At 48.6% G+C, this 18,602-nt stretch carries 17 protein-coding genes, 1 tRNA gene and 1 pseudogene; 10 read left to right on the forward strand and 9 right to left on the reverse strand.

What is annotated here, in order from left to right; translation table 11 throughout:
- The 3 genes and pseudogenes from ACSHX2_RS13725 to ACSHX2_RS13735 form a co-directional block, all read right to left on the reverse strand.
- Positions 1 to 2,590 (reverse strand): annotated as a pseudogene (locus ACSHX2_RS13725) (hypothetical protein); the annotation flags it as partial.
- Between the two features lie 504 nt (positions 2,591 to 3,094).
- Positions 3,095 to 4,018: a protein-disulfide reductase DsbD domain-containing protein gene (locus tag ACSHX2_RS13730; protein ID WP_435693523.1), complete on the reverse strand. Its 924-nt coding sequence runs from the start codon at positions 4,016 to 4,018 to the stop codon at positions 3,095 to 3,097.
- 104 nt (positions 4,019 to 4,122) lie between these two features.
- A complete protein-coding gene (locus ACSHX2_RS13735; RefSeq protein ID WP_435693524.1) occupies positions 4,123 to 5,466 on the reverse strand; it encodes a nucleotide sugar dehydrogenase in 1,344 nt (447 codons plus the stop codon).
- A gap of 148 nt (positions 5,467 to 5,614) precedes the next feature.
- Between ACSHX2_RS13735 and ACSHX2_RS13740 the strand changes: the two genes are divergently transcribed.
- Entirely contained in the window at positions 5,615 to 6,547 is a 933-nt protein-coding gene (locus ACSHX2_RS13740) for a type I phosphomannose isomerase catalytic subunit (protein WP_435693525.1), read from the forward strand.
- 133 nt (positions 6,548 to 6,680) lie between these two features.
- Here ACSHX2_RS13740 and ACSHX2_RS13745 read toward each other — a convergent pair.
- A tRNA-Leu gene (locus tag ACSHX2_RS13745) sits at positions 6,681 to 6,768 on the reverse strand.
- Positions 6,769 to 6,972: 204 nt separating this feature from the next.
- Here ACSHX2_RS13745 and ACSHX2_RS13750 point away from each other — a divergent pair.
- On the forward strand, positions 6,973 to 7,344 hold the full coding sequence (locus ACSHX2_RS13750; RefSeq protein WP_435693526.1) for a hypothetical protein: 372 nt from the start codon (positions 6,973 to 6,975) through the stop codon (positions 7,342 to 7,344).
- Positions 7,345 to 7,490: 146 nt separating this feature from the next.
- Here the strand turns inward: ACSHX2_RS13750 and ACSHX2_RS13755 are convergent, their stop codons facing one another.
- Together ACSHX2_RS13755 and mqo are read right to left on the reverse strand one after the other, a co-directional pair.
- Positions 7,491 to 8,549, reverse strand: coding sequence for a peroxiredoxin family protein (locus ACSHX2_RS13755; RefSeq protein ID WP_435693527.1), 1,059 nt, complete (start codon positions 8,547 to 8,549; stop codon positions 7,491 to 7,493).
- Between the two features lie 165 nt (positions 8,550 to 8,714).
- A complete protein-coding gene (gene mqo / locus ACSHX2_RS13760; RefSeq protein WP_435693528.1) occupies positions 8,715 to 10,217 on the reverse strand; it encodes a malate dehydrogenase (quinone) in 1,503 nt (500 codons plus the stop codon).
- A gap of 157 nt (positions 10,218 to 10,374) precedes the next feature.
- On the opposite strand from mqo, the gene ACSHX2_RS13765 reads away from it, so the two are divergent.
- Positions 10,375 to 10,896 carry a hypothetical protein gene (locus ACSHX2_RS13765; protein WP_435693529.1) on the forward strand — a complete coding sequence of 174 codons (522 nt, stop codon included), beginning with the start codon at positions 10,375 to 10,377 and terminating at the stop codon, positions 10,894 to 10,896.
- Positions 10,897 to 10,976: 80 nt separating this feature from the next.
- Here ACSHX2_RS13765 and ACSHX2_RS13770 read toward each other — a convergent pair whose 3' ends face one another.
- The gene (locus ACSHX2_RS13770) at positions 10,977 to 11,390 is read right to left on the reverse strand and encodes a protease inhibitor I42 family protein (RefSeq protein ID WP_435693530.1); all 414 of its coding nucleotides are present in this window, start codon (positions 11,388 to 11,390) and stop codon (positions 10,977 to 10,979) included.
- Positions 11,391 to 11,572: 182 nt separating this feature from the next.
- Between ACSHX2_RS13770 and ACSHX2_RS13775 the strand changes: the two genes are divergently transcribed.
- Both ACSHX2_RS13775 and ACSHX2_RS13780 read left to right on the forward strand, forming a co-directional pair.
- Complete coding sequence (locus ACSHX2_RS13775; protein WP_435693531.1) at positions 11,573 to 13,651, forward strand: sodium-translocating pyrophosphatase; 2,079 nt, start codon at positions 11,573 to 11,575, stop codon at positions 13,649 to 13,651.
- A gap of 64 nt (positions 13,652 to 13,715) precedes the next feature.
- Positions 13,716 to 13,880: a hypothetical protein gene (locus ACSHX2_RS13780; protein ID WP_435693532.1), complete on the forward strand. Its 165-nt coding sequence runs from the start codon at positions 13,716 to 13,718 to the stop codon at positions 13,878 to 13,880.
- A gap of 121 nt (positions 13,881 to 14,001) precedes the next feature.
- On the opposite strand, the gene ACSHX2_RS13785 is transcribed toward ACSHX2_RS13780, so the two are convergent.
- Positions 14,002 to 14,478: a GAF domain-containing protein gene (locus ACSHX2_RS13785; RefSeq protein WP_435693533.1), complete on the reverse strand. Its 477-nt coding sequence runs from the start codon at positions 14,476 to 14,478 to the stop codon at positions 14,002 to 14,004.
- A 123-nt stretch (positions 14,479 to 14,601) separates the two neighbouring features.
- Here ACSHX2_RS13785 and ACSHX2_RS13790 point away from each other — a divergent pair, with 123 nt between their 5' ends.
- Complete coding sequence (locus ACSHX2_RS13790; protein ID WP_435693534.1) at positions 14,602 to 15,444, forward strand: DNA ligase; 843 nt, start codon at positions 14,602 to 14,604, stop codon at positions 15,442 to 15,444.
- Positions 15,445 to 15,457: 13 nt separating this feature from the next.
- Here ACSHX2_RS13790 and ACSHX2_RS13795 read toward each other — a convergent pair whose 3' ends face one another.
- Complete coding sequence (locus ACSHX2_RS13795) at positions 15,458 to 16,054, reverse strand: helicase-related protein (protein ID WP_435693535.1); 597 nt, start codon at positions 16,052 to 16,054, stop codon at positions 15,458 to 15,460.
- Between the two features lie 126 nt (positions 16,055 to 16,180).
- Here ACSHX2_RS13795 and ACSHX2_RS13800 point away from each other — a divergent pair, with 126 nt between their 5' ends.
- The 4 genes from ACSHX2_RS13800 (at position 16,181) to ACSHX2_RS13815 (ending at position 18,592) form a co-directional block, all read left to right on the forward strand.
- Complete coding sequence (locus ACSHX2_RS13800) at positions 16,181 to 16,858, forward strand: ROK family protein (protein ID WP_435693536.1); 678 nt, start codon at positions 16,181 to 16,183, stop codon at positions 16,856 to 16,858.
- A gap of 41 nt (positions 16,859 to 16,899) precedes the next feature.
- Complete coding sequence (locus tag ACSHX2_RS13805; RefSeq protein ID WP_435693537.1) at positions 16,900 to 17,076, forward strand: hypothetical protein; 177 nt, start codon at positions 16,900 to 16,902, stop codon at positions 17,074 to 17,076.
- A gap of 144 nt (positions 17,077 to 17,220) precedes the next feature.
- Positions 17,221 to 17,565, forward strand: a complete 345-nt coding sequence (locus ACSHX2_RS13810) for a hypothetical protein (protein WP_435693538.1) — start codon at positions 17,221 to 17,223, stop codon at positions 17,563 to 17,565.
- A gap of 40 nt (positions 17,566 to 17,605) precedes the next feature.
- The gene (locus ACSHX2_RS13815; RefSeq protein ID WP_435693539.1) at positions 17,606 to 18,592 is read left to right on the forward strand and encodes a hydrolase; all 987 of its coding nucleotides are present in this window, start codon (positions 17,606 to 17,608) and stop codon (positions 18,590 to 18,592) included.
- Positions 18,593 to 18,602 lie beyond the last annotated feature (10 nt).

Raw genomic sequence — 18,602 nt, forward strand, 5'->3', positions numbered from 1 at the left:
GATTATAAATCGCCCCGCCGTCGTAGTCTGCCGAATTTCCTGAGAGAGAGCAGTTATTTAGTGTTGGTGAGGAGTAGTAGTAGTTATAAATCGCCCCTCCGTAGTCTGCCGAATTTCCCGAGAGAAAGCAGTTGTTAAGTGTGGGTGAGGAGGCTGAGTTATAAATCGCCCCGCCGTCGTAGTCTACCGAATTTCCCGAGAGAGAGCAGTTGTTGAGTGTTGGTGAGGAACTAGAGTTAAGAATCGCCCCACCTAAGCGTGCCGAATTATTACCCGAGAGAGAGCAGTTGTTGAGTGTTGGTGAGGAGTATAAGTTATAAATCGCCCCGCCGGAGTATGCCGAATTATCCGAGAGAGAGCAGTTGTTGAGCGTGGGTGAGGAGTAGTATTCGTTACTAATCGCCCCGCCGGAGCCGTCTGCCGAATTACCCGAGAGAGAGCAGTTGTTGAGTGTTGGTGAGGAAGAGTCGTTACTAATCGCCCCGCCGGAGCCGTCTGCCGAATTACCCGAGAGAGAACAGTTGTTGAGTGTTGGTGAGGAGCTAGAGTTAAAAATCGCCCCGCCTAAGCTTGCCGAATTATCCGAGAGAGAGCAGTTATTGAGTGTTGTTGATGAGGAGAAGTCGTTATAAATCGCCCCGCCGTCGTCGTCTGCCGAATTACCCGAGAGAGAGCAGTTGTTGAGTGTTGGTGAGGAGGAGTCGTTGTCGTTATAAATCGCCCCGCCGTAGTCTGCTGAATTACCCGAGAGAGAGCAGTTGTTGAGTGTGGGAGAGGAGGAGTCGTTATAAATCGCCCCGCCGTAGTCTGCTGAATTACCCGAGAGAGAGCAGTTGTTGAGTGTTGGTGAGGAAGAGTCGTTATAAATCGCCCCGCCGTCGTATGTCCAATTGTCCGAGAGAGAGCAGTCGTTGAGCGTGGGTGAGGAGGAGAGGTTATAAATCGCCCCGCCTAAGCTTGCCGAATTATCCGAGAGAGAGCAGTTGTTGAGTGTTGGTGAGGAAGAGTCGTTATAAATCGCCCCGCCTAAGCCTGTCGAATAATTTCCCGAGAGAGAGCAATTGTTGAGCGTGGGTGATCCTTCTTCATTGTAGAGTCCGGCACCGACAATATGAAGGAAACTGCCGTTTGCATTGCCCGCTGTGATGGTGAATCCATCTATCATCGCAGTGGCCGTGGTGCCTGATCCTGTGACGACGTGGTAGGCGTTTTCCGAATTATTTTCGAAGTATGTGCCATCATCTCCATCGAGATCTCCAGATAGTATGGTGGGGTGGGCGGCGGGATCACGTTCCGTGAGGTCGTTCTCTGTGCCTGTGAAACCGCCATAGAGTGCGACTTCATTTCTGAGTTGAAAGGTGGATGTGCGGTCGCCTGCCGTTTGCGCGGTCCCTTGATCTGGATAATAAGTGCCTTGGGCGACCCAGATTTGGCTGCCCGAGCTCGCGACGGCGAGGGCGTCTTGCAGGTCTGTATACGCATCTGTCCATGAGGCGCCGTCGCCGCTGCCATCGGCATCTACATCTACGTAGATGCGGATGGGTTCTGCAATAAAAGCGAAGCTGAAGGCATCTTCTTCCCCGGTGCCCTGTAGGTCGAGTCCGGTCAGGTCTCGGGACTGGATGACCCATTGATCATTCTCTGAGTCCCACTGGGAGGAGAGGATGTTATCGACATTAAAATCGTCTCCCCCCTCTGGGCTGAAGATGAGGGTGCCAGTGTTTGGGCTGTGGTCAGGGATGGCGAGTGTCCACGTGCCGCCGTCCTGTTCGATGGTGAAGTTTCCGACCGTATTGGCGGCACCTGTGCTCGCGGGGCCGTTAATACGCCCAAAGGCGATGATTTTGGAGGATGTGGTGTTGAATGGTAGATACACAAATGCGACGGAATCGCGTTCATAAACGGCGCCATTTACAAAGTTGTCATGGCTGTAAATGGTAAAGGAGCCGTCGTTGTTGGCTCGGGAGAGCGCGTAATTGTCTTCGTTTTCAGCTGAACAGACTAAGAGGATGCCTTCGGAGGATTGGGCCACAGTGTGATCGAGGGTGTAGCTGCCGTCGGCATGATCGATGAATTCGGTGCCGAGGTTAATGCCACTGCTGCCAGTGAAACTGTCGATCGCGCCACCATTGGAACTATTGTTGGCGACGCCACCGATCCAGTCAGAATAAGGGAACCATGCGAACGAAGCATTGATGTTAAATTCCTGACTTGCGGCATCCACGCTCTGATGGATTGGGATGAAATATTGTGTGCTGTCGTTGTTGATCGCGATGCCAGAAGTGGCGTATTTGATGCCGTCGCCAGGGTCGCGGCCATTTTCTGCGACTGAAGAGATGAGCACACCATCGGCTACATCATTGTTGGTGGTGGAGAAGTCTAGCTCGTAATCGCCACGGTTGCTGTTGGAGGTGTCAATGCTGACGCCAGAGCTGGAGCCTGTGCTGAGGCTGAGTGTGACCGACGTTGTCTCGTTGGCAGTATCATTCTCGATGACTTCGATGGTGCCGTGTTGAATGTCGTCGGCGCTTAGCGAGGTATGGAATCCTAAACTAAGAATGAGGAGAGATATGAAGTAGAATGATTTCATAGAGAAAGGGTGCGAGGTGCTTTTAACGTATGGAAAGTAAGGGGAACATACATAGTTACAGTAGTAATGGCAGGTTAAATTAGGAGTGCTAATTGATTTCATTTAAAAGCATTTAAAAGGACAGACAATATCCAAAGGTAAGCGCACATGCCCAGAGGCATGGTAGGCAGAGAAGAGGATTCGGAGAAAAGGAGTTAGAACATGAAGTCCAAAGAGATGGCCGACTCTCTACTGCTAACATTGCTCGATGTGAGTCTAGGTACTTTGTGGATGGAGCTGTGCTTGGGAGCCAAGCATGGGTAAATGGAGTGATCGATAATCTGAAAGGTTCCTATCTCAGCGAGCAGCGTAAAATGGGTGGGAGCAAACCCAGAGATAATCTGCGAACGAGCGGGCTCTGGTCGCTGCGTCAGCTGCAAGAGCGAGGGTAAAAGGCCCGCGACACAAGGATAGCCACTGTTTTAACTAACACAGGTCTGCCTAGTCATCGATCGATGCTTTCCCTCACTCTTCCACATGCAGCTTAGGCTCTATCCGCACAAACTTCTCAGCCCCCAGCCCCTTTTCCGCATAGAGCAAACACGGGAGCGTATCAGCGATCTCTACAGTACCAGAGGCCTCCGCTCGCAGAACTAGGCTCCCATCTGCACGCTTTTTGACCTCCTGCACGAAGGATGAGGTCAATTGCCCGTCCTCACTAAAGAGATACACCCCTTCGAGAGGTTTCACATTATCTCCAATTGGCAGGAGCACAATCTCGTACCAGTCCCCCTCTCTCACAGCGGAGACTTCCCACGAGCTCAGAGGAGCGACTTCCCACTCTTGTAATTGCGCAAAGTGTGCAGATCGCTTCGCTACCTCGCCAAGAGGCACCTCGAGATGAAATCGCTTATTCTGCGGAAAGCAATTGGTCGCACAGGCCATCCACGCTAGATCTACCTCAATCACAAAGGAATCACCCTCCACCTTTTCAGGAACCTGCAGCGAAAAGGAATGGACTACATCGCGCTTAAAGCCGTGCGCTGGATGCCCATTCATCGATACTCGCTCTGGTAAATCCCAGTCCACCTCTGGCGCAATTTCTAGCTTGGGCTGGAGAAATTTCATCTGCATGGGATAACCCACGATCCCCGGCTGTTTCCAATACGTGTGATAGCCCTCGCCATGCTTCACGAGAAAACCCACACGCACCAATTGCCCAGGCACCACGGCGGCATAATCACAGGCCAATTGAATACGGACACTCTCATTGGACAGCTCAGAAGCTGACGCACTCTCGCCACAACATGCCTCCCCAGCACACACAGCATCGCCGAGGCAGGTGAATGTAAGGATAAGCGTAATCAGTCGCGTAAAATGATGCATCATGTGGATACGGAACAGAAAACCCTCATCTATCTCTCTGTCAATAAGATGTAGTTTCTTCATGCGAGTCCAGAGCAGTAAACAAGTTGATCAGTGGCTGACCACCAATAAAAAAACCCGCACTCTGATTCCAGAGTAACGGGTCTTCCAAAAGATTGAGATCTTACTTAAGCTTTACCAATACCGAATGCATTGAAACCGATCTTCTCGAGCTCAGCGAGATCTAGGATGTTACGGCCATCAAAGATATGCGCTGGCTTCACCATGCTCTCGTAGAGCGCCGTGTAGTCGAGAGTCTTAAATTCATCCCACTCAGTGAGTACAAGCACAGCGTGCGCACCAGCAACTGCCTCAGCAGCTGACCCACAAACTTCCACTTTCTCACTTGTCAGACCTTTAATCTCCTCTGCGTCCACCTGTGGGTCGTAGACCGCGATGTCAGCACCTTCTTCGATAAAGTCGCGACAGATATAGATCGCAGCAGACTCGCGCGTATCGTTGGTATCCTTTTTAAAGGCAAAACCTAACACAGCAATACGCTTCCCTTTAAGCGTGTTATAGAGGCTGTGGATGATTTTCCGGGTGAAGCGTTTACGTTGGTATTCGTTGATCTTGATCACTTGGTGCCAGTACTCAGCCACGTCCGCGAGGCCAAAATGCTCACAAAGGTACACGAGATTGAGAATGTCTTTCTGGAAGCATGAACCACCAAAACCGACGGAAGATTTGAGAAACTTAGGGCCGATACGGCTATCCTTACCGATCGCATTCGCCACTTCATCCACATCTGCACCAGATGCTTCACAGACAGCTGAAATCGCATTGATCGAAGAAACGCGCTGAGCGAGGAAGGCATTGGCTACGAGCTTAGAAAGCTCTGAAGACCAAACATTGGTAGTAATGATGTTCTCGCGCGGAACCCAACGGTTATAAATATCCACCACAGTCTGCACCGCTTTTTTACCGGTCTCAGTAGAGTCTCCACCGATAAGAACACGGTCTGGATTATCGAGATCAGTAATGGCAGTACCTTCTGCGAGGAACTCAGGATTCGAAAGAATTTCAAAAAGGTGTCCCTTATCGTAGCCAGTGAAGACGCTCTTGATCACCTCAGCCGTACGCACAGGAACGGTGGACTTCTCGATCACGATCTTAGGACCTTCACAAACCTCTGCAATCATTCGTGCACAGCCTTCTACATAACCTAGTTCTGCAGCTTGACCTGCGCCAATTCCGTAGCTCTTAGTAGGTGTACCTACGGAAATGAAGATCACATCCGCGTCCTTGATATATTTCTTAACTTCAGAAGAAAAGAAGAGGTTTTTGCCGCGGCGTTCCTCAACAATCTCCTGTAGCCCTGGCTCATAGATCGGAAGACTTGGAGAATTCCATGCAGCTATACGTTCTTCGTTCAAATCAACGACAGCCACTTCGATATCGTGGCACTTATTGGCAATCATAGCCATAGTAGGCCCACCAACGTATCCAGCTCCAATACAACAAATTTTCATATTCTTCAGGTATCTAGGGAATTTAAGAGCCACCTTTATAGGCAGCAATGACTGTGGGGAATAACCCTTTATCCACAAGGTGTCGATACTTTCTATCTCCTTCTGCTAGACAACTGCTCAACAAATTGTCACAAATGCTACCACTATCATGACTCCGATTACCTTCACCCCCATCTACCAACAACGCGTATGGGGTGGCAGAAAGCTCGAAACCATCTATAATCGCCAGCTACCTGATACAGATACGCCTTACGGCGAGGCTTGGGAGATCTCTGATCGACCGGAGGCTCAATCGCTTGTCACCTCAAATAATTTTAAAGGCAAAAGCCTCCACGAGCTTTGGGAGAATCACCGGACTGAACTATTCGGCAATTACACCTCTGAACGCTTCCCCCTATTGGTGAAAATTCTCGATGCTCAAACCGACCTCTCCATTCAAGTTCACCCCCCTCAGCACCTTGCAGCAGTACTAAAAGGCAAACCAAAAACGGAAATGTGGTACATCGCCCACGCCGAACCGGGAGCTGCTATCTATTTTGGTTTTAAAAAAGGCACTACTAAAGAGGCATTCCAAACAGCCCTCAACAATGGAGACCCCGACAAGCTCATTCACACCATTTACCCAAAATCAGGTGACTCCATCCATATCCCCTCTGGCCGCCTGCACGCCATCGGGGCGGGAATCGTCATCTACGAGATTCAGCAAAACTCCGACACCACCTATCGCGTGTTCGACTGGAACCGTGTCGGTCTCGATGGAAATCCTCGCGACCTCCATATTGAGGAGTCAATGAAATGCATCGATTTCGACGACATTGAACCAGAAATGGACAAACCTGAGGGCTCCACACTAGCCGAATGCTCCTACTACAAAGTTGATTACTTTGAGCTGAATGCAGCCGAATCATTCTGCAACCCAGAACCCGACAAGTTTTCAATCATCACCGTGATCGAAGGCAGTCTAACGGATCACGAAAACACAATCTACTGCACTGGCGACTTCCTTATTCTCCCAGTCGGAGCTAAGCCACTCACAGTCAATTGCTCCACTAAAGTGCTGCAAACCACAGTGCCTAGCTAAAGGGGGACTCATTCAGTAATGCGAATCTAGACGCATCAGCTATCTGAATACAGCTAAGCCTTAAACAGCCCCCTTAGAACTACATTCCCAAAACAACAAAGGCCTCCAGAGTTACTGGAGGCCTTTTGATAAATGGTGCTCGAGGGGGGAATCGAACCCCCACGGCCTTAACGGCCACTAGATCCTTAGTCTAGCGCGTCTACCAATTCCGCCACCCGAGCAAGGTGTTATTTGGTGCGGCGCTTTTCTACGCCAAAAACTCTTCTTGGCAATGAAAAACTATAGTAAATTTTCGCACTCGATGCAGCCGCTCAAAAATCCACGTTGCAGTCCCCATGACTCAGCCTTATAATTGGTGGTTAGAATTATAATCAACAATTCAACCTAAACCTGATTTATTAGTAAGTAACAACCCACCCCAAATTATGACCGGAGAAAATCAAGACACCACAAAAGAAGAAAGCCACTTTCACTCATTTTCTGATGCTGTTCACCAAGCCAAAGATGATGCTAAAGAAAAAGCACGTGAAGCAGCGCCAAAGCTAAAAGAAGCCATCGCCAGCGCAGCTTTCGACACTGCATATAACGTCGCCTATGGCACAGTATTCGCAGGAGCTTTCGCTCACGAGCTACTTCCCCAGACACTCAAAAATGGTCTCCGTAAAGGAGCCAACGCGGGAAGAGCTGCTGCGCAGAAAGCCAAAGTAAAAGCGGAAGAAGCTTTCACTCACCCATCTGAGTCAGCAGCCATCACTCCGACGGTGATCGAGCTACCTCAAGCACCATCCCCCACATAACAGCCCATTGCTCGGCTCACCTAATAAACTTTATTAGCCAGAGGGAGCAACAATGCCGAAGGTATAAAACTCGTGTGTATCCCTTTAGGTACGAGGTAATGCTCTCTTGGAAACAAGAGGGCATTTTTCATGAGTCAGATCGCCCACTAGTTCTGTTCCGGAGCCAACAATGCCGAAACGGTAAGATCCACGAAACTGCTTAATACGCCATTGTACTGAATCTTCCCGTCACGATCGATGACGTAAGCCATAGGAGTTTCCGTTACTCGATAAACCTGAAAGAGCTTACCATAGGGATCGGCAAATGTGCTGCCGGTCACCTCACCCATTTTCTCCAAATCACGAACAGAGCTCAAAAGATCACCACTGACACCAATAATTTCTACCGGTTCACCAGCATAAGTAGTGGCTAGTTTTTTCATCACGCGTGCCACATCTTGATACTTTTCCCAACTTTTCCAAAATACTAAAACCGTAACTTTTCCTTTGCTATCACTGAGCTTCAGCGGCATCCCTTTAGTATCTGACCCAACCAAATTAGGAGCCATTGCACCTTTAGAAAGCTTGGTCATACGGTAAATTTCCTCTTTGGCTAAGTCAGCTAGCGTCACATCTCCTACTTTTGAATCAGCGGCATCAATAATCGCCTTACGTAACAGTTCAAAGCGTCGCTTATTCACTTCAGGGCTATCTCCTAACTGAGCGAGCATGCCTGATAGAGCAAACGCGGCCTGGCCCCGTGTCTCTGCCGTTTTGCCTCCACGTAAAACCTTATTAAGGAATTCTTCTTTTTTATTTTTTAAGCTGTGTGTAGCCGTTACTCCCATATGAGTCTGTTGGTCAGATGAACCTGCAGACACTAGGGTAATACAAAACTCACCTAGCTGCGGTGAAGTTGTGTGGTATTTTTCCACCACCTCAATTAACGTAATGACTGTCGCGCTATTCATAGGGCGATACCGAAGTTGCCACACCACATAGGGCATCACCCAAGGTTCCGCTAAACTAGACTCCAGCTCATTGAACATCTGGTTGGTGTATATTGCATTATTCGGACGCTTCGCGTATACTGCCTTTTTTTCAGAAATAGTTTGAGCCAGCAGTAGCTCCTGCTGCCACTCCAACTCCGCTAGGCGCTGTTCTTTGACAATCCGCTCCGCTCCCTGCGGAGATCCCGCCAAGCTGGCCACTACGCCTGCCATCATCACGCATAATCCTAGAGTAAATCGCTTCATGGCGGCGAAAATAACAGCCAATCTCTCAATGACAAGTTCTCGAATTTCTCAATCTATCCGATAAAAAAAGAGCATCCTAGTGAATGCCCTTTTTGAAATTAATAATTGAAGACCAATTGAAGCCAAGAATCGAGTTTAGATAATCTTCAGCGCCTTATCAGCGCGCGCTCGTTCGGAAGCGTAGCGATCTGCATCATTGGCAAGCACATCACCATAGGAGCTGACCATCTCTTTCACTGTTGAAGCTCCAGTTTTCATCTCATCGCCGAAACATCTTTCTAATACTTCTAGGATAATCGCGACAGAAGTAGAAGCCCCTGGAGAAGCGCCCAACAGCGCAGCTATAGACCCATCTTCTGCAGACACCACCTCAGTTCCGAACTGAAGCTTTCCACCCACTTCTGGGTCTTTCTTAATAATCTGTACCCGCTGACCCGCTGTCACGAGTTTCCAATCACCCTCTTCCGCATCTGGGAAGAACTCGCGCAGCACATCCACACGGTCGGTGTGTGTATTCACGACTTCTTGATAAAGATACTCAGTGAGGCTCATATTATCACGGCCTACCGCAAGCATGGGACCTAGGTTATCCGGCTTTACCGAAGCGATCAGGTCAAAGATAGAACCCCGCTTGAGGAACTTTGGTGAAAATCCTGCAAAAGGACCGAATAGTAAACTTTTCTTCCCGTCAATCACACGTGTGTCAAGGTGCGGTACGGACATTGGCGGAGCTCCTACAGCTGCTTTACCGTAGACTTTCGCAGCATGCTTCTCAATGATCTCTTCATCCTGACAAACAAGGAACTGACCGCTCACAGGAAAACCTCCAAAGCCCTTGCCCTCACGAATGCCAGATTTTTGGAGTAATTTCAGTGAACCACCACCTGCTCCAATGAAAACAAACTTCGCATGAATCTTTTCAGATCCCAGCTCGCCATCTCTACGCACACGCACTTTCCAGCCACCACTCGGCACACGATCTATGTCACGCACGGAAGTTTCTGTCGCCAAGCTAACGCCATCGAGCGATTTCAGATGAGTGATTAAAATTTGAGTGAGTGAGCCAAAATCGATGTCAGTACCACCCTCTACTCGAGTAGTCGCAATTTTTTCAGCAGCCTCGCGGCCTTGGGAGAGCAATGGAGCCCACTCGCCAATCTCATCGACATTCTCTGAATAGTCCATGTCAGCAAAGAAGTGATGCCCTTTCATCGCTTCAAAGCGACTACTGAGAAAATCAACACCATCTTCTCCACGGACAAAACTCATGTGCGGCACCTTACGAATAAAATCCTCTGGGGATTCGATCACTCCTTGCTCAACAAGATAGGCCCAGAACTGCTTCGACTGTTCGAAGTGTTCGTTGATTGCAACTGCTTTATCAATCGTTACAGAGCCATCTGCATGCTGTGGGGTGTAGTTCAGCTCGCAAAGGGCGGCATGCCCAGTACCAGCATTATTCCATGCATGGGAACTCTCGAGGGCAACACTAGGCAAGGACTCAATAATCTGAATCGTTAGCTCTGGCTTCAGCCGCTTGAGCATCACCCCCAATGTCGCGCTCATGATTCCGCCACCGATGAGTACTACATCGGGATTATTATTTAGCTCATTGCTGCTTACTTGATTCTTGCTCATAATACTCCGAAAGAGATAGAAATGGTTGCGCAAGCGACTATTCCACAAGCGGCTTGTTGTCAAACCCATCCAGTTTCGAAATCTCTATAGAACATTTCTTCCGCTCAGTGGTTGCATCAGTATTATTCATTCTATGACCATCCCCCCTTTACCCTCCATGCATTATCTACCAAGCATCAGCATTTGCGGAGTCGTCGATTTCAAAAAAATCGATCGTAGCCCGTTCACTCATATTATCTCAATCTGGCACCCAAACCCGAGCTTAACTGCATTCCAGAAACAAATGCATGTTGGATTCCCAGATGCCGACATTCATTTTGCCACCTTCGATGACACCGAAGTACAAGAAAACGGCAAAGCTCCAGTCCATGATGATGTTCTCAGCTGCCTCGAATTCGCTCGGAATATTCCAAAAGACTCTCAGCTTCTGATCCACTGTATGGCCGGGATTTCACGATCCACAGCCACGGCTATGTCAATCATCAGCGACTTCTATGGGGCAGGCAGTGAACTAGAAGCAGCCATGAACGTCCAAAGAATCCGGCCTATCGCGAATCCTAACCGACTAATTCTAGGGATCTCCGATGATATCCTCGAGCGCGATGGTGCACTGAGCTCAGCTGCGGATAAAATATTTGGCAAATCACTTGGTGAAATAAATAAAGGCTGGAGCACCTAACAAAACTGCTAAAAAGGGCGGCATTTCATCAAGAAACCTCTATCGCTTCACCAGCGATAACGAGAGCTGCAATAACACCTCTACGGCTCGATCAAAACATTCACGTCAAAGCGCTGAGTGGGCTTCATTCCTGTTTCCCATGGGCGAATGTACACAGCTTCCAACGTCATCTCGCCTACAGATTCGGCGATAAGAACATATTCTCTCTCTCCGCCAGCTCCCACCTGTGAAGCATCAGCTATATAGACATCTGATTTCACATGAAGCAGCTCCCCTGCATCTAACTCCCATTTATAGCCCGTACTCCTATTCTCAGGCAGGCTTACGCGGAACTCTTCCCCCAACTCTAATTGAATCTCCTTGCCGTCATCGTTGAGCGTCATTTCCTGTGGCTCACTCGTAGGCAACTCCTGGACATCGATACTTTCTGATGGCTTACAACAGAGCTGAACTACCGGAGACAATAACAATACGACTTTAAGTGAGAGTTTCACATCTCCACCTAAGACCACAACCCATAAGACGCATATTTAAAATGACTTACAAAATACAATAATCATCAATTAGCCACTTTTTCATTGTCTCTCATAGATCTCCCCTTATGCTGATCAATGGTCCCATTGTGAATTCTGTTAGATTTATGTGAGGACGAAATAACCCTTACTTTAAAGACTCCATGAATGAAATGTATTGGATCACTCCAGTCGCTGGAATTGTTGGCCTAGGCATCGCCGCGGCTATTTTAGCCTCGATCATCAAACGCCCAGGAGGCGAAGGAAAGGTCGCTGAAATTGCTGAGAAGATTCATAAAGGAGCCATGGCCTTCATGAAGCGGGAGTTCCTACTCATTGCAGTCTTCGCAGTCGTGATCGCGGCTCTCATATTCTTTTGCCAAAAACAAGAATACGCAAAGTACCAAGCCGCAGCATTCATCTTTGGCTGCCTCGCCTCTTCATTCTCAGGATTTATAGGGATGTACACGGCGACTAAAGCCAATGTTAGAACTACCATCGCAGCAAAAGAAGAAGGTGCGGCATCTGCTCTAGGAATAGCGTTTTTTGGAGGGTCTGTGATGGGACTCACTGTCGCCTCCATGGGCTTGTTAGGACTAGGAACACTCTTCTGGATGTTCATTTCTGGTGACCACAAACCACACGTCGCTGAGATTATGGAAGGCTTCGCCATGGGAGCCTCGCTCGTTGCTCTCTTCTATCGTGTCGGTGGTGGAATTTTCACCAAAGCCGCTGATGTAGGAGCAGACCTCGTAGGGAAATTAGAAGCAGGTATTCCCGAGGATGACCCACGTAACCCGGGAGTCATTGCAGACAATGTCGGCGACAATGTCGGTGATGTCGCAGGAATGGGCTCAGACATATTCGAGTCCTATTGTGGAGCTCAAATCGCCACTATAGCCATCGCAGGCGCAGCGGGAGCTCGTGCAGTTCAAACTGGCGGAGATGCTTTGTTAGATAAAATAGGAGTCCCTACAGCACATGCTGAATCCCTCATGTTCCTTCCACTAGCTCTAACCACCGTTGGCCTCTTATGCTCAGTTTTAGGGATATTGTTAGTGCGTTTAATGGCCGCAAAAGAACCCGCGGCAGCACTTCGAATTGGGACAATAGGATCAGCCGCGCTCTACATCATCGCCTCCTTTATAGTCTGTGCTATCTTTGGGTTTAATTCGAACCCAGCCTTTGCCGTGTTTGCAGGTGCTGTTGGAGGTATTGTCATCGGTCTCGTCACGGAACATTATACGGGCGGAAAGCCTGTGAGAGATCTAGCTCGCCAAGGAGAAACCGGTGTGGCCACTGTAATGATTTCCGGCCTAGCTCTTGGAATGCGCTCTGTAGCCATCCCTCTACTCACGCTCGCAGGAATCATCGCGGTCTCTTACCACTTTGTTGGACTCTACGGCGTAGGTCTCGCAGCGGTTGGAATGTTAGGAACCGTGGGAATCACCATGGCTATTGACGCCTACGGCCCAGTCGCCGATAATGCTGGCGGCATAGCTGAAATGGCTCAGATGGGACCTGAAACACGTAAAATCACCGATGGACTCGATGCCGTAGGCAATACTACAGCGGCTATTGGCAAAGGTTTTGCCATCGGTGCAGCTGGTCTAGCAGCCCTCGCGCTCATCACTGCTTTTATCGAAAAAGCAGACATCTCCAGTTTCGACCTCATCGACCAGTCGGTGCTCGCCACCTTCTTTGTGGGACTCTTTATAGGAGGCGTTGTCCCCTTTCTTAATGGTGCTATCACCATGACAGCAGTGGGCGAAGCGGCCTTTGAAATGATCACCGAGATACGTCGTCAGTTCAAAGAGATCCCTGGATTATTAGAAGGAACAGCTGAGCCTGAAACTGACAAATGCATAGACATCGCTACCCGAGCCGCAACTAGAAAAATGCTCCTCCCAGCACTTTTAGCCGTTGGAACACCGATCGTTGTTGGCTTCGGATTCAATGCCATCAATGGCTCAGGAGCTATCGCCCTCACCGGCACTCTGGTGGGAGCTCTACTTGGCTGCATCCTTATGGCTCTAATGATGTCCAATGCTGGTGGCGCGTGGGACAATGCAAAGAAATATGTAGAAGATGGAAACTTGGGAGGGAAAGGCTCTGATGTTCATAGTGCCTGTGTCGTAGGCGACACCGTAGGCGACCCATTTAAGGACACTTCAGGCCCATCCATGAATATTATCATTAACGTCATGGCTATCGTTTCTCTGGTGATTGCTGGTTTACTCTAAGAGACTAGATCTCACCTACAGTCTGGCCTTGTGACAGCAAGATTCACTTGATACATAAATGCCTATGTCCTGCAAATTCCTGTTCAGCATCATCGCCCTAGCTTGTATCTTCCCTCTCACTAGCTGTGTGACCAAACGCACCACACGCAAAGGAAGTGCAGTAGTCGATGAGAAATACATCATTCACAGACCCGTGAAAAAATTCATCGAGACTGCAGAGTTTGAATAAGCTCTCGTGCTCATGCATCGCTAAATACGCATAGCCGACGACCGGCTACACCAAGGAGTTCACCTCAATGAACTCCAATGTAATACTCAGGTTCTCGATATTATTTTACCGAAGACCAGCACTAGGCTTTGCCTAGCCAATCGGCCACACGATTTAGTTCAGCGACCTCGCTCTCGGTGAAATCATGCGGCTTAGTTTTGCCGATGCCTAATGTTCCTTTCAGAGTCTCGCCGTCTAAGATCGGCACAGCCACAGAACCAGCTACATCAGTCTTCTTAGCATCTGGTTTCGCCACCCCCGTGGTGTCTGTCTGCAAGTTACAGATCTGAACAGCTTCACGTTGCTTAGCTGCTGCTCCAGCAATGCCTTTCCCAACAGGAATCACAGAAACTTTACCCAACAAAAATGGAGGGATTCCCTGCTGAGCCACAAGCTCTAACATTTTACTTTCATCATTCAGAATATGGATCGTTCCGGTGCCACATCCAAAGGCATCTAGCACTGTTGTCAAAATTGTATTAGCACTAGCCTCTGAACTCAAATCTGCAGGCTTCGAAACCAAATTTGTTATTTTCTCAGTCATCTTGAGGCGCAACATACACCAAAATCGATTCCCTGTCCGTGCAAATCATGCCTAAAAATCTCTACTCCACATGGCTCACAGCCGAACCTAACAACTTTCAACTCCTCAAGCTCTGAGAGCTATGTTATAGATAAACTTGTGTGTATTTTTCGCCTAATATTCAGCATCCTTCTCAGCTCTCTTTGTGCAGCAGAGGAACGGTCTACCCCACCTCTACAATTATCCCACAGCTACGAAAATGATGACATCGACATCACTGAATACTGGGTGAGTGAAAAACTAGATGGAGTCCGTGGATATTGGGATGGGCAAAATCTGCTCACTCGTAGTGGTCGGAAAATAGTTTCTCCCGCATGGTTCACAGCTCGTTTCCCAAAAGAAATCACCATGGACGGTGAACTGTGGATTGAGCGTGGTGCATTTGACCAAGTCAGCGGGATTGCCCGAACTCAAAAGCCAAATGATACGCAATGGGAAAAAGTGCATTATTGTGTCTTTGACCTGCCAAACCATGGAGGGCCATTTAACCAACGTGTCCAAGCAATAAGAAAAATCGAGGCTCAATCCAACATCCCTTGGCTTCGTGCGGTAAAACAATTTCGCGTCAGCTCGATAGAGCAACTCCATCAACAACTACTAGCTACAGTCAATGCTGGCGGCGAAGGGCTCATGCTTCATAAAGGCTCAGCGACATACCAGGCTGAGCGCACTAGAGACCTGTTAAAGCTAAAACCTCACGAGGACGCCGAAGCCACCGTCATTGGTCACATAGAAGGAAAAGGAAAGTTTAGCGGTATGTTAGGAGCACTGGTTGTACAACTCCCCGGTGGGCGCCAACTCAAATTAGGATCTGGATTTTCCGACGCGCAACGCAAGCAACCACCTAAAATAGGGACTACTATCACCTATCAATTCACAGGACTCACCGCCACAGGTTTACCAAGGTTTGCTCGCTTCCTAAGAGAGCGCCCAGCTCAATAAAATGATAAACAGATCAACGCGTGTACTTCTTCGGCTTCCACTTCTTCTTTTTATGCTGAAGTGGCTTCGAGCGAGGACCGTGCTTCGGAGTTTTGTTCCGAGTCTGTTTCTCACGTATTGCTCGATCGTCATAGGCAAACCCCTCTGCTCGCTCACGTGGAATCTCTGTACCTAACAGCTCTTCGATCGCAGTTAGCGAAGCCGTATTATGCTGATTCTCAAAACTGTATAACACCCCGTCATCTATAGTTTTGATAAGCTCAAGTCGCTCTTGGTAATCAGCCAAAATCTCTGGGATATCCACTTGGATAATCGCCTTAATTCCCGCGATGTCTATATTTCTAGCAAAAGCATCAGTCACCACTAATACACGTATGGCACCAGCTTTAAGATCACTCAATGCGCGCTCGATCAGCTCGGGCTTTTTCTTACCATGCACTGAGTCCACCGTGACTCCTGAATTCGCTAGCTCACTTGCGAGAGCATGCACACCCTCACGAGTTCGCAGCACCACAAGTACTTGATCAAGTTCCTCTTGCTCATTTAATAAATGAAACAATAGCTCGTTTTTTTGGTGATCAAAAACTTCGTAAATTGCGTGTCTGGCCATAATAAGATGTGCTGAATATCCCTCAGATGTACGAGTCTACACAGAATGTCGAGCTTTAGAACGACAATATCGGCACCTATTCGTAGTTGCACTACCTGTCACTAGATCTTTAGTATGCGTCTAGCTATGGCATCCAGTACTGACAAAAAGCGCATTCTCGTAGTAGATATTGGCGGCACTAACATCAAACTCATCGCGACAGGTATTGAAAAACGTATCAAGATCCCTTCTGATCCAAACCTTTCAGCGAAACGCCTCGTCCGACAAGTGATCGATGCTGCAAAAGATTGGGACTACGAGGCCATCTCTCTCGGAGCTCCATGTGCGTGTAATCACAACCGCCCCATCAAAGAACCCCACAACTTAGGTTCAGGCTGGGTAGATTTCGATTTTGAAGCAGCCTTTGGCATGCCTACCAAAGTGATCAACGACGCCACCATGCAAGCCATCGGCAGCTACGAAGGCGGCACCATGCTTTTCCTTGGGTTTGGAACAGGACTCGGAACTACTCTTATCATAGATGGTAAAGCCGTTCCCTTAGAGGCTGGCCACCTGCCCTACCGCAATGAGAAAAGCTTTGAAGAGTATGTTGGCAAAGCTGGATTTGCACATCTCGGCCAAAAAAAATGGAACAAACATGCACTCAAAACTGTTGAGATCCTCAGTAATGCATTCAATGCTGACAACATCGTTCTCGGCGGTGGCAATGCGGAGCTGATTGAGAACCCACCAAAAAATAGCCGACAAGTCTGCAATAGAGCAGCCTTCGAGGGAGGTTTCCGCCTCTGGCAAGCCGAGTGGTAAAGCTCCCATTTTTTTATAACAACGCTCACATACGACAGCTCATGAAATCCCCAATCTTAACCTTACTCACCCTCGTGGCACTCAGCCACGTTAGTCTAGCTGGATTCACAGTTCCCAAATCGGTACTCACCATGAAGGAATTATCCGAAGCTAAAGAAAACGCAGTTCAAGAAGAGGAGCCACTCATCTTCGTGTACACCGACCCAGGCACCACGTGAGGACCTTGTATTGCGGCTAGTTTAGCTGCATTCAAAGATCTGAAATCCACAGGCACAGTCGTTTTCGCCAACTCTAACACAGACTGGAAAAGCCTACCCAAAGGGGCTCATACCGCTCGTGAAGACGCAGGGAAATACATCCCAATGGTCTTTGTTACCAGCGCAGACGGCGAAGAAGCAATCGATGCCATTTCCTACGAAGAACTTAAAAGTGATTCTAGAAAAGCTGCACGCGAGCTGAAAAAATTGCTTGCAGAACGGGAAGACGCAGCAGAAGAAGCACAACAAGAAGAGAAACGTAAACTCGATACCGCAGTTCTAGCCGAAGAGCAGGCGTGGACAAACAAAGAGGGTAAAACTATCACCGCAGCTATCAAATCTGCCGATCAAACATCCGTTATCTTCCTTATTAACAAAAAGAAAATCACTTACCCATTTTCTGAACTTTCTGCTGATAGCCAAAACGAAATTAAGAAGCTTCTCAAGTAAGCTGTAAAAACTAAGGCTCCTCCCACACCTCTCAGCAGTCATGACTCTGAACGACATCAATCAGAAATGGCTCAAACACTTCTCTATCCCCTGGTGGGCTAAGAACCCACACGTTCAGACGGTTTTACCCACTCTACTTAAAACGCCTAAACTCCCGTTCCGACGCGAGAGGCTTGAGCTAGAAGATGGCGATTTCATCGACCTCGATTGGTCTAATATCGACGGCGGCGAGCAGGTCCTGGTCATCCTCCACGGGCTAGAAGGCAGTTCAGATTCCGCCTATGCCAAACGCCTCATCCTTCATTGCCAGAATCTAGGAATTCCAGCAGTCGTTCATCATCACCGTAGTTGCTCAGGTGAGAACAACCGCCTCGCTCGGAGCTACCACAGTGGTGAAACAGATGACTTTCAGCATACTTTTACCCATATAAAACACCTCTACCCAAACAGTGAAATCCTTGCCGTTGGATACAGTTTAGGAGGGAATGCTTTAGCCAAATACTTAGGAGAACAGAGGGAGAAATCGTTAGTAGATCGCGCAGTGATCATCTCCGCCCCACTTCAGCTTTCATCCTGTGCAAAACGCCTAGAAGGAGGTTTCTCCACCATCTATCAGCGCCATCTCATCAAGCAACTCCAGCGGAAAACCGCGGAGAAGATAGCCAGCCCGCAACTCCGAGATTCCATGCCACTTGATCCATCTCAAGTGAGTAAACTTAAGACATTCTACGATTTCGACGATAAAGTAACCGCTCCCCTTCACGGCTTCGAAGACGTCCACGATTACTACGCGAAATGCAGCGGTCTACAATTTCTACAAGATGTCGAAATCCCGACACTCATAATCCATGCAGCAGATGACCCCTTTATGACTGACGCTGTCATCCCCGCTGCGGAACAGCTCTCAGAGAGCATCACCTACGAACTCTACCCACACGGCGGCCACGTAGGCTTCATCACTGGCGGTACACCTTGGAACCCAAAATACTTCCTAGAGCGCCGCATTGCCGACTTTCTAGATCTCTAAGATACTGGAT

The organism is Rubritalea sp., from assembly GCF_051252225.1.
Lineage (GTDB): Bacteria > Verrucomicrobiota > Verrucomicrobiia > Verrucomicrobiales > Akkermansiaceae > Rubritalea.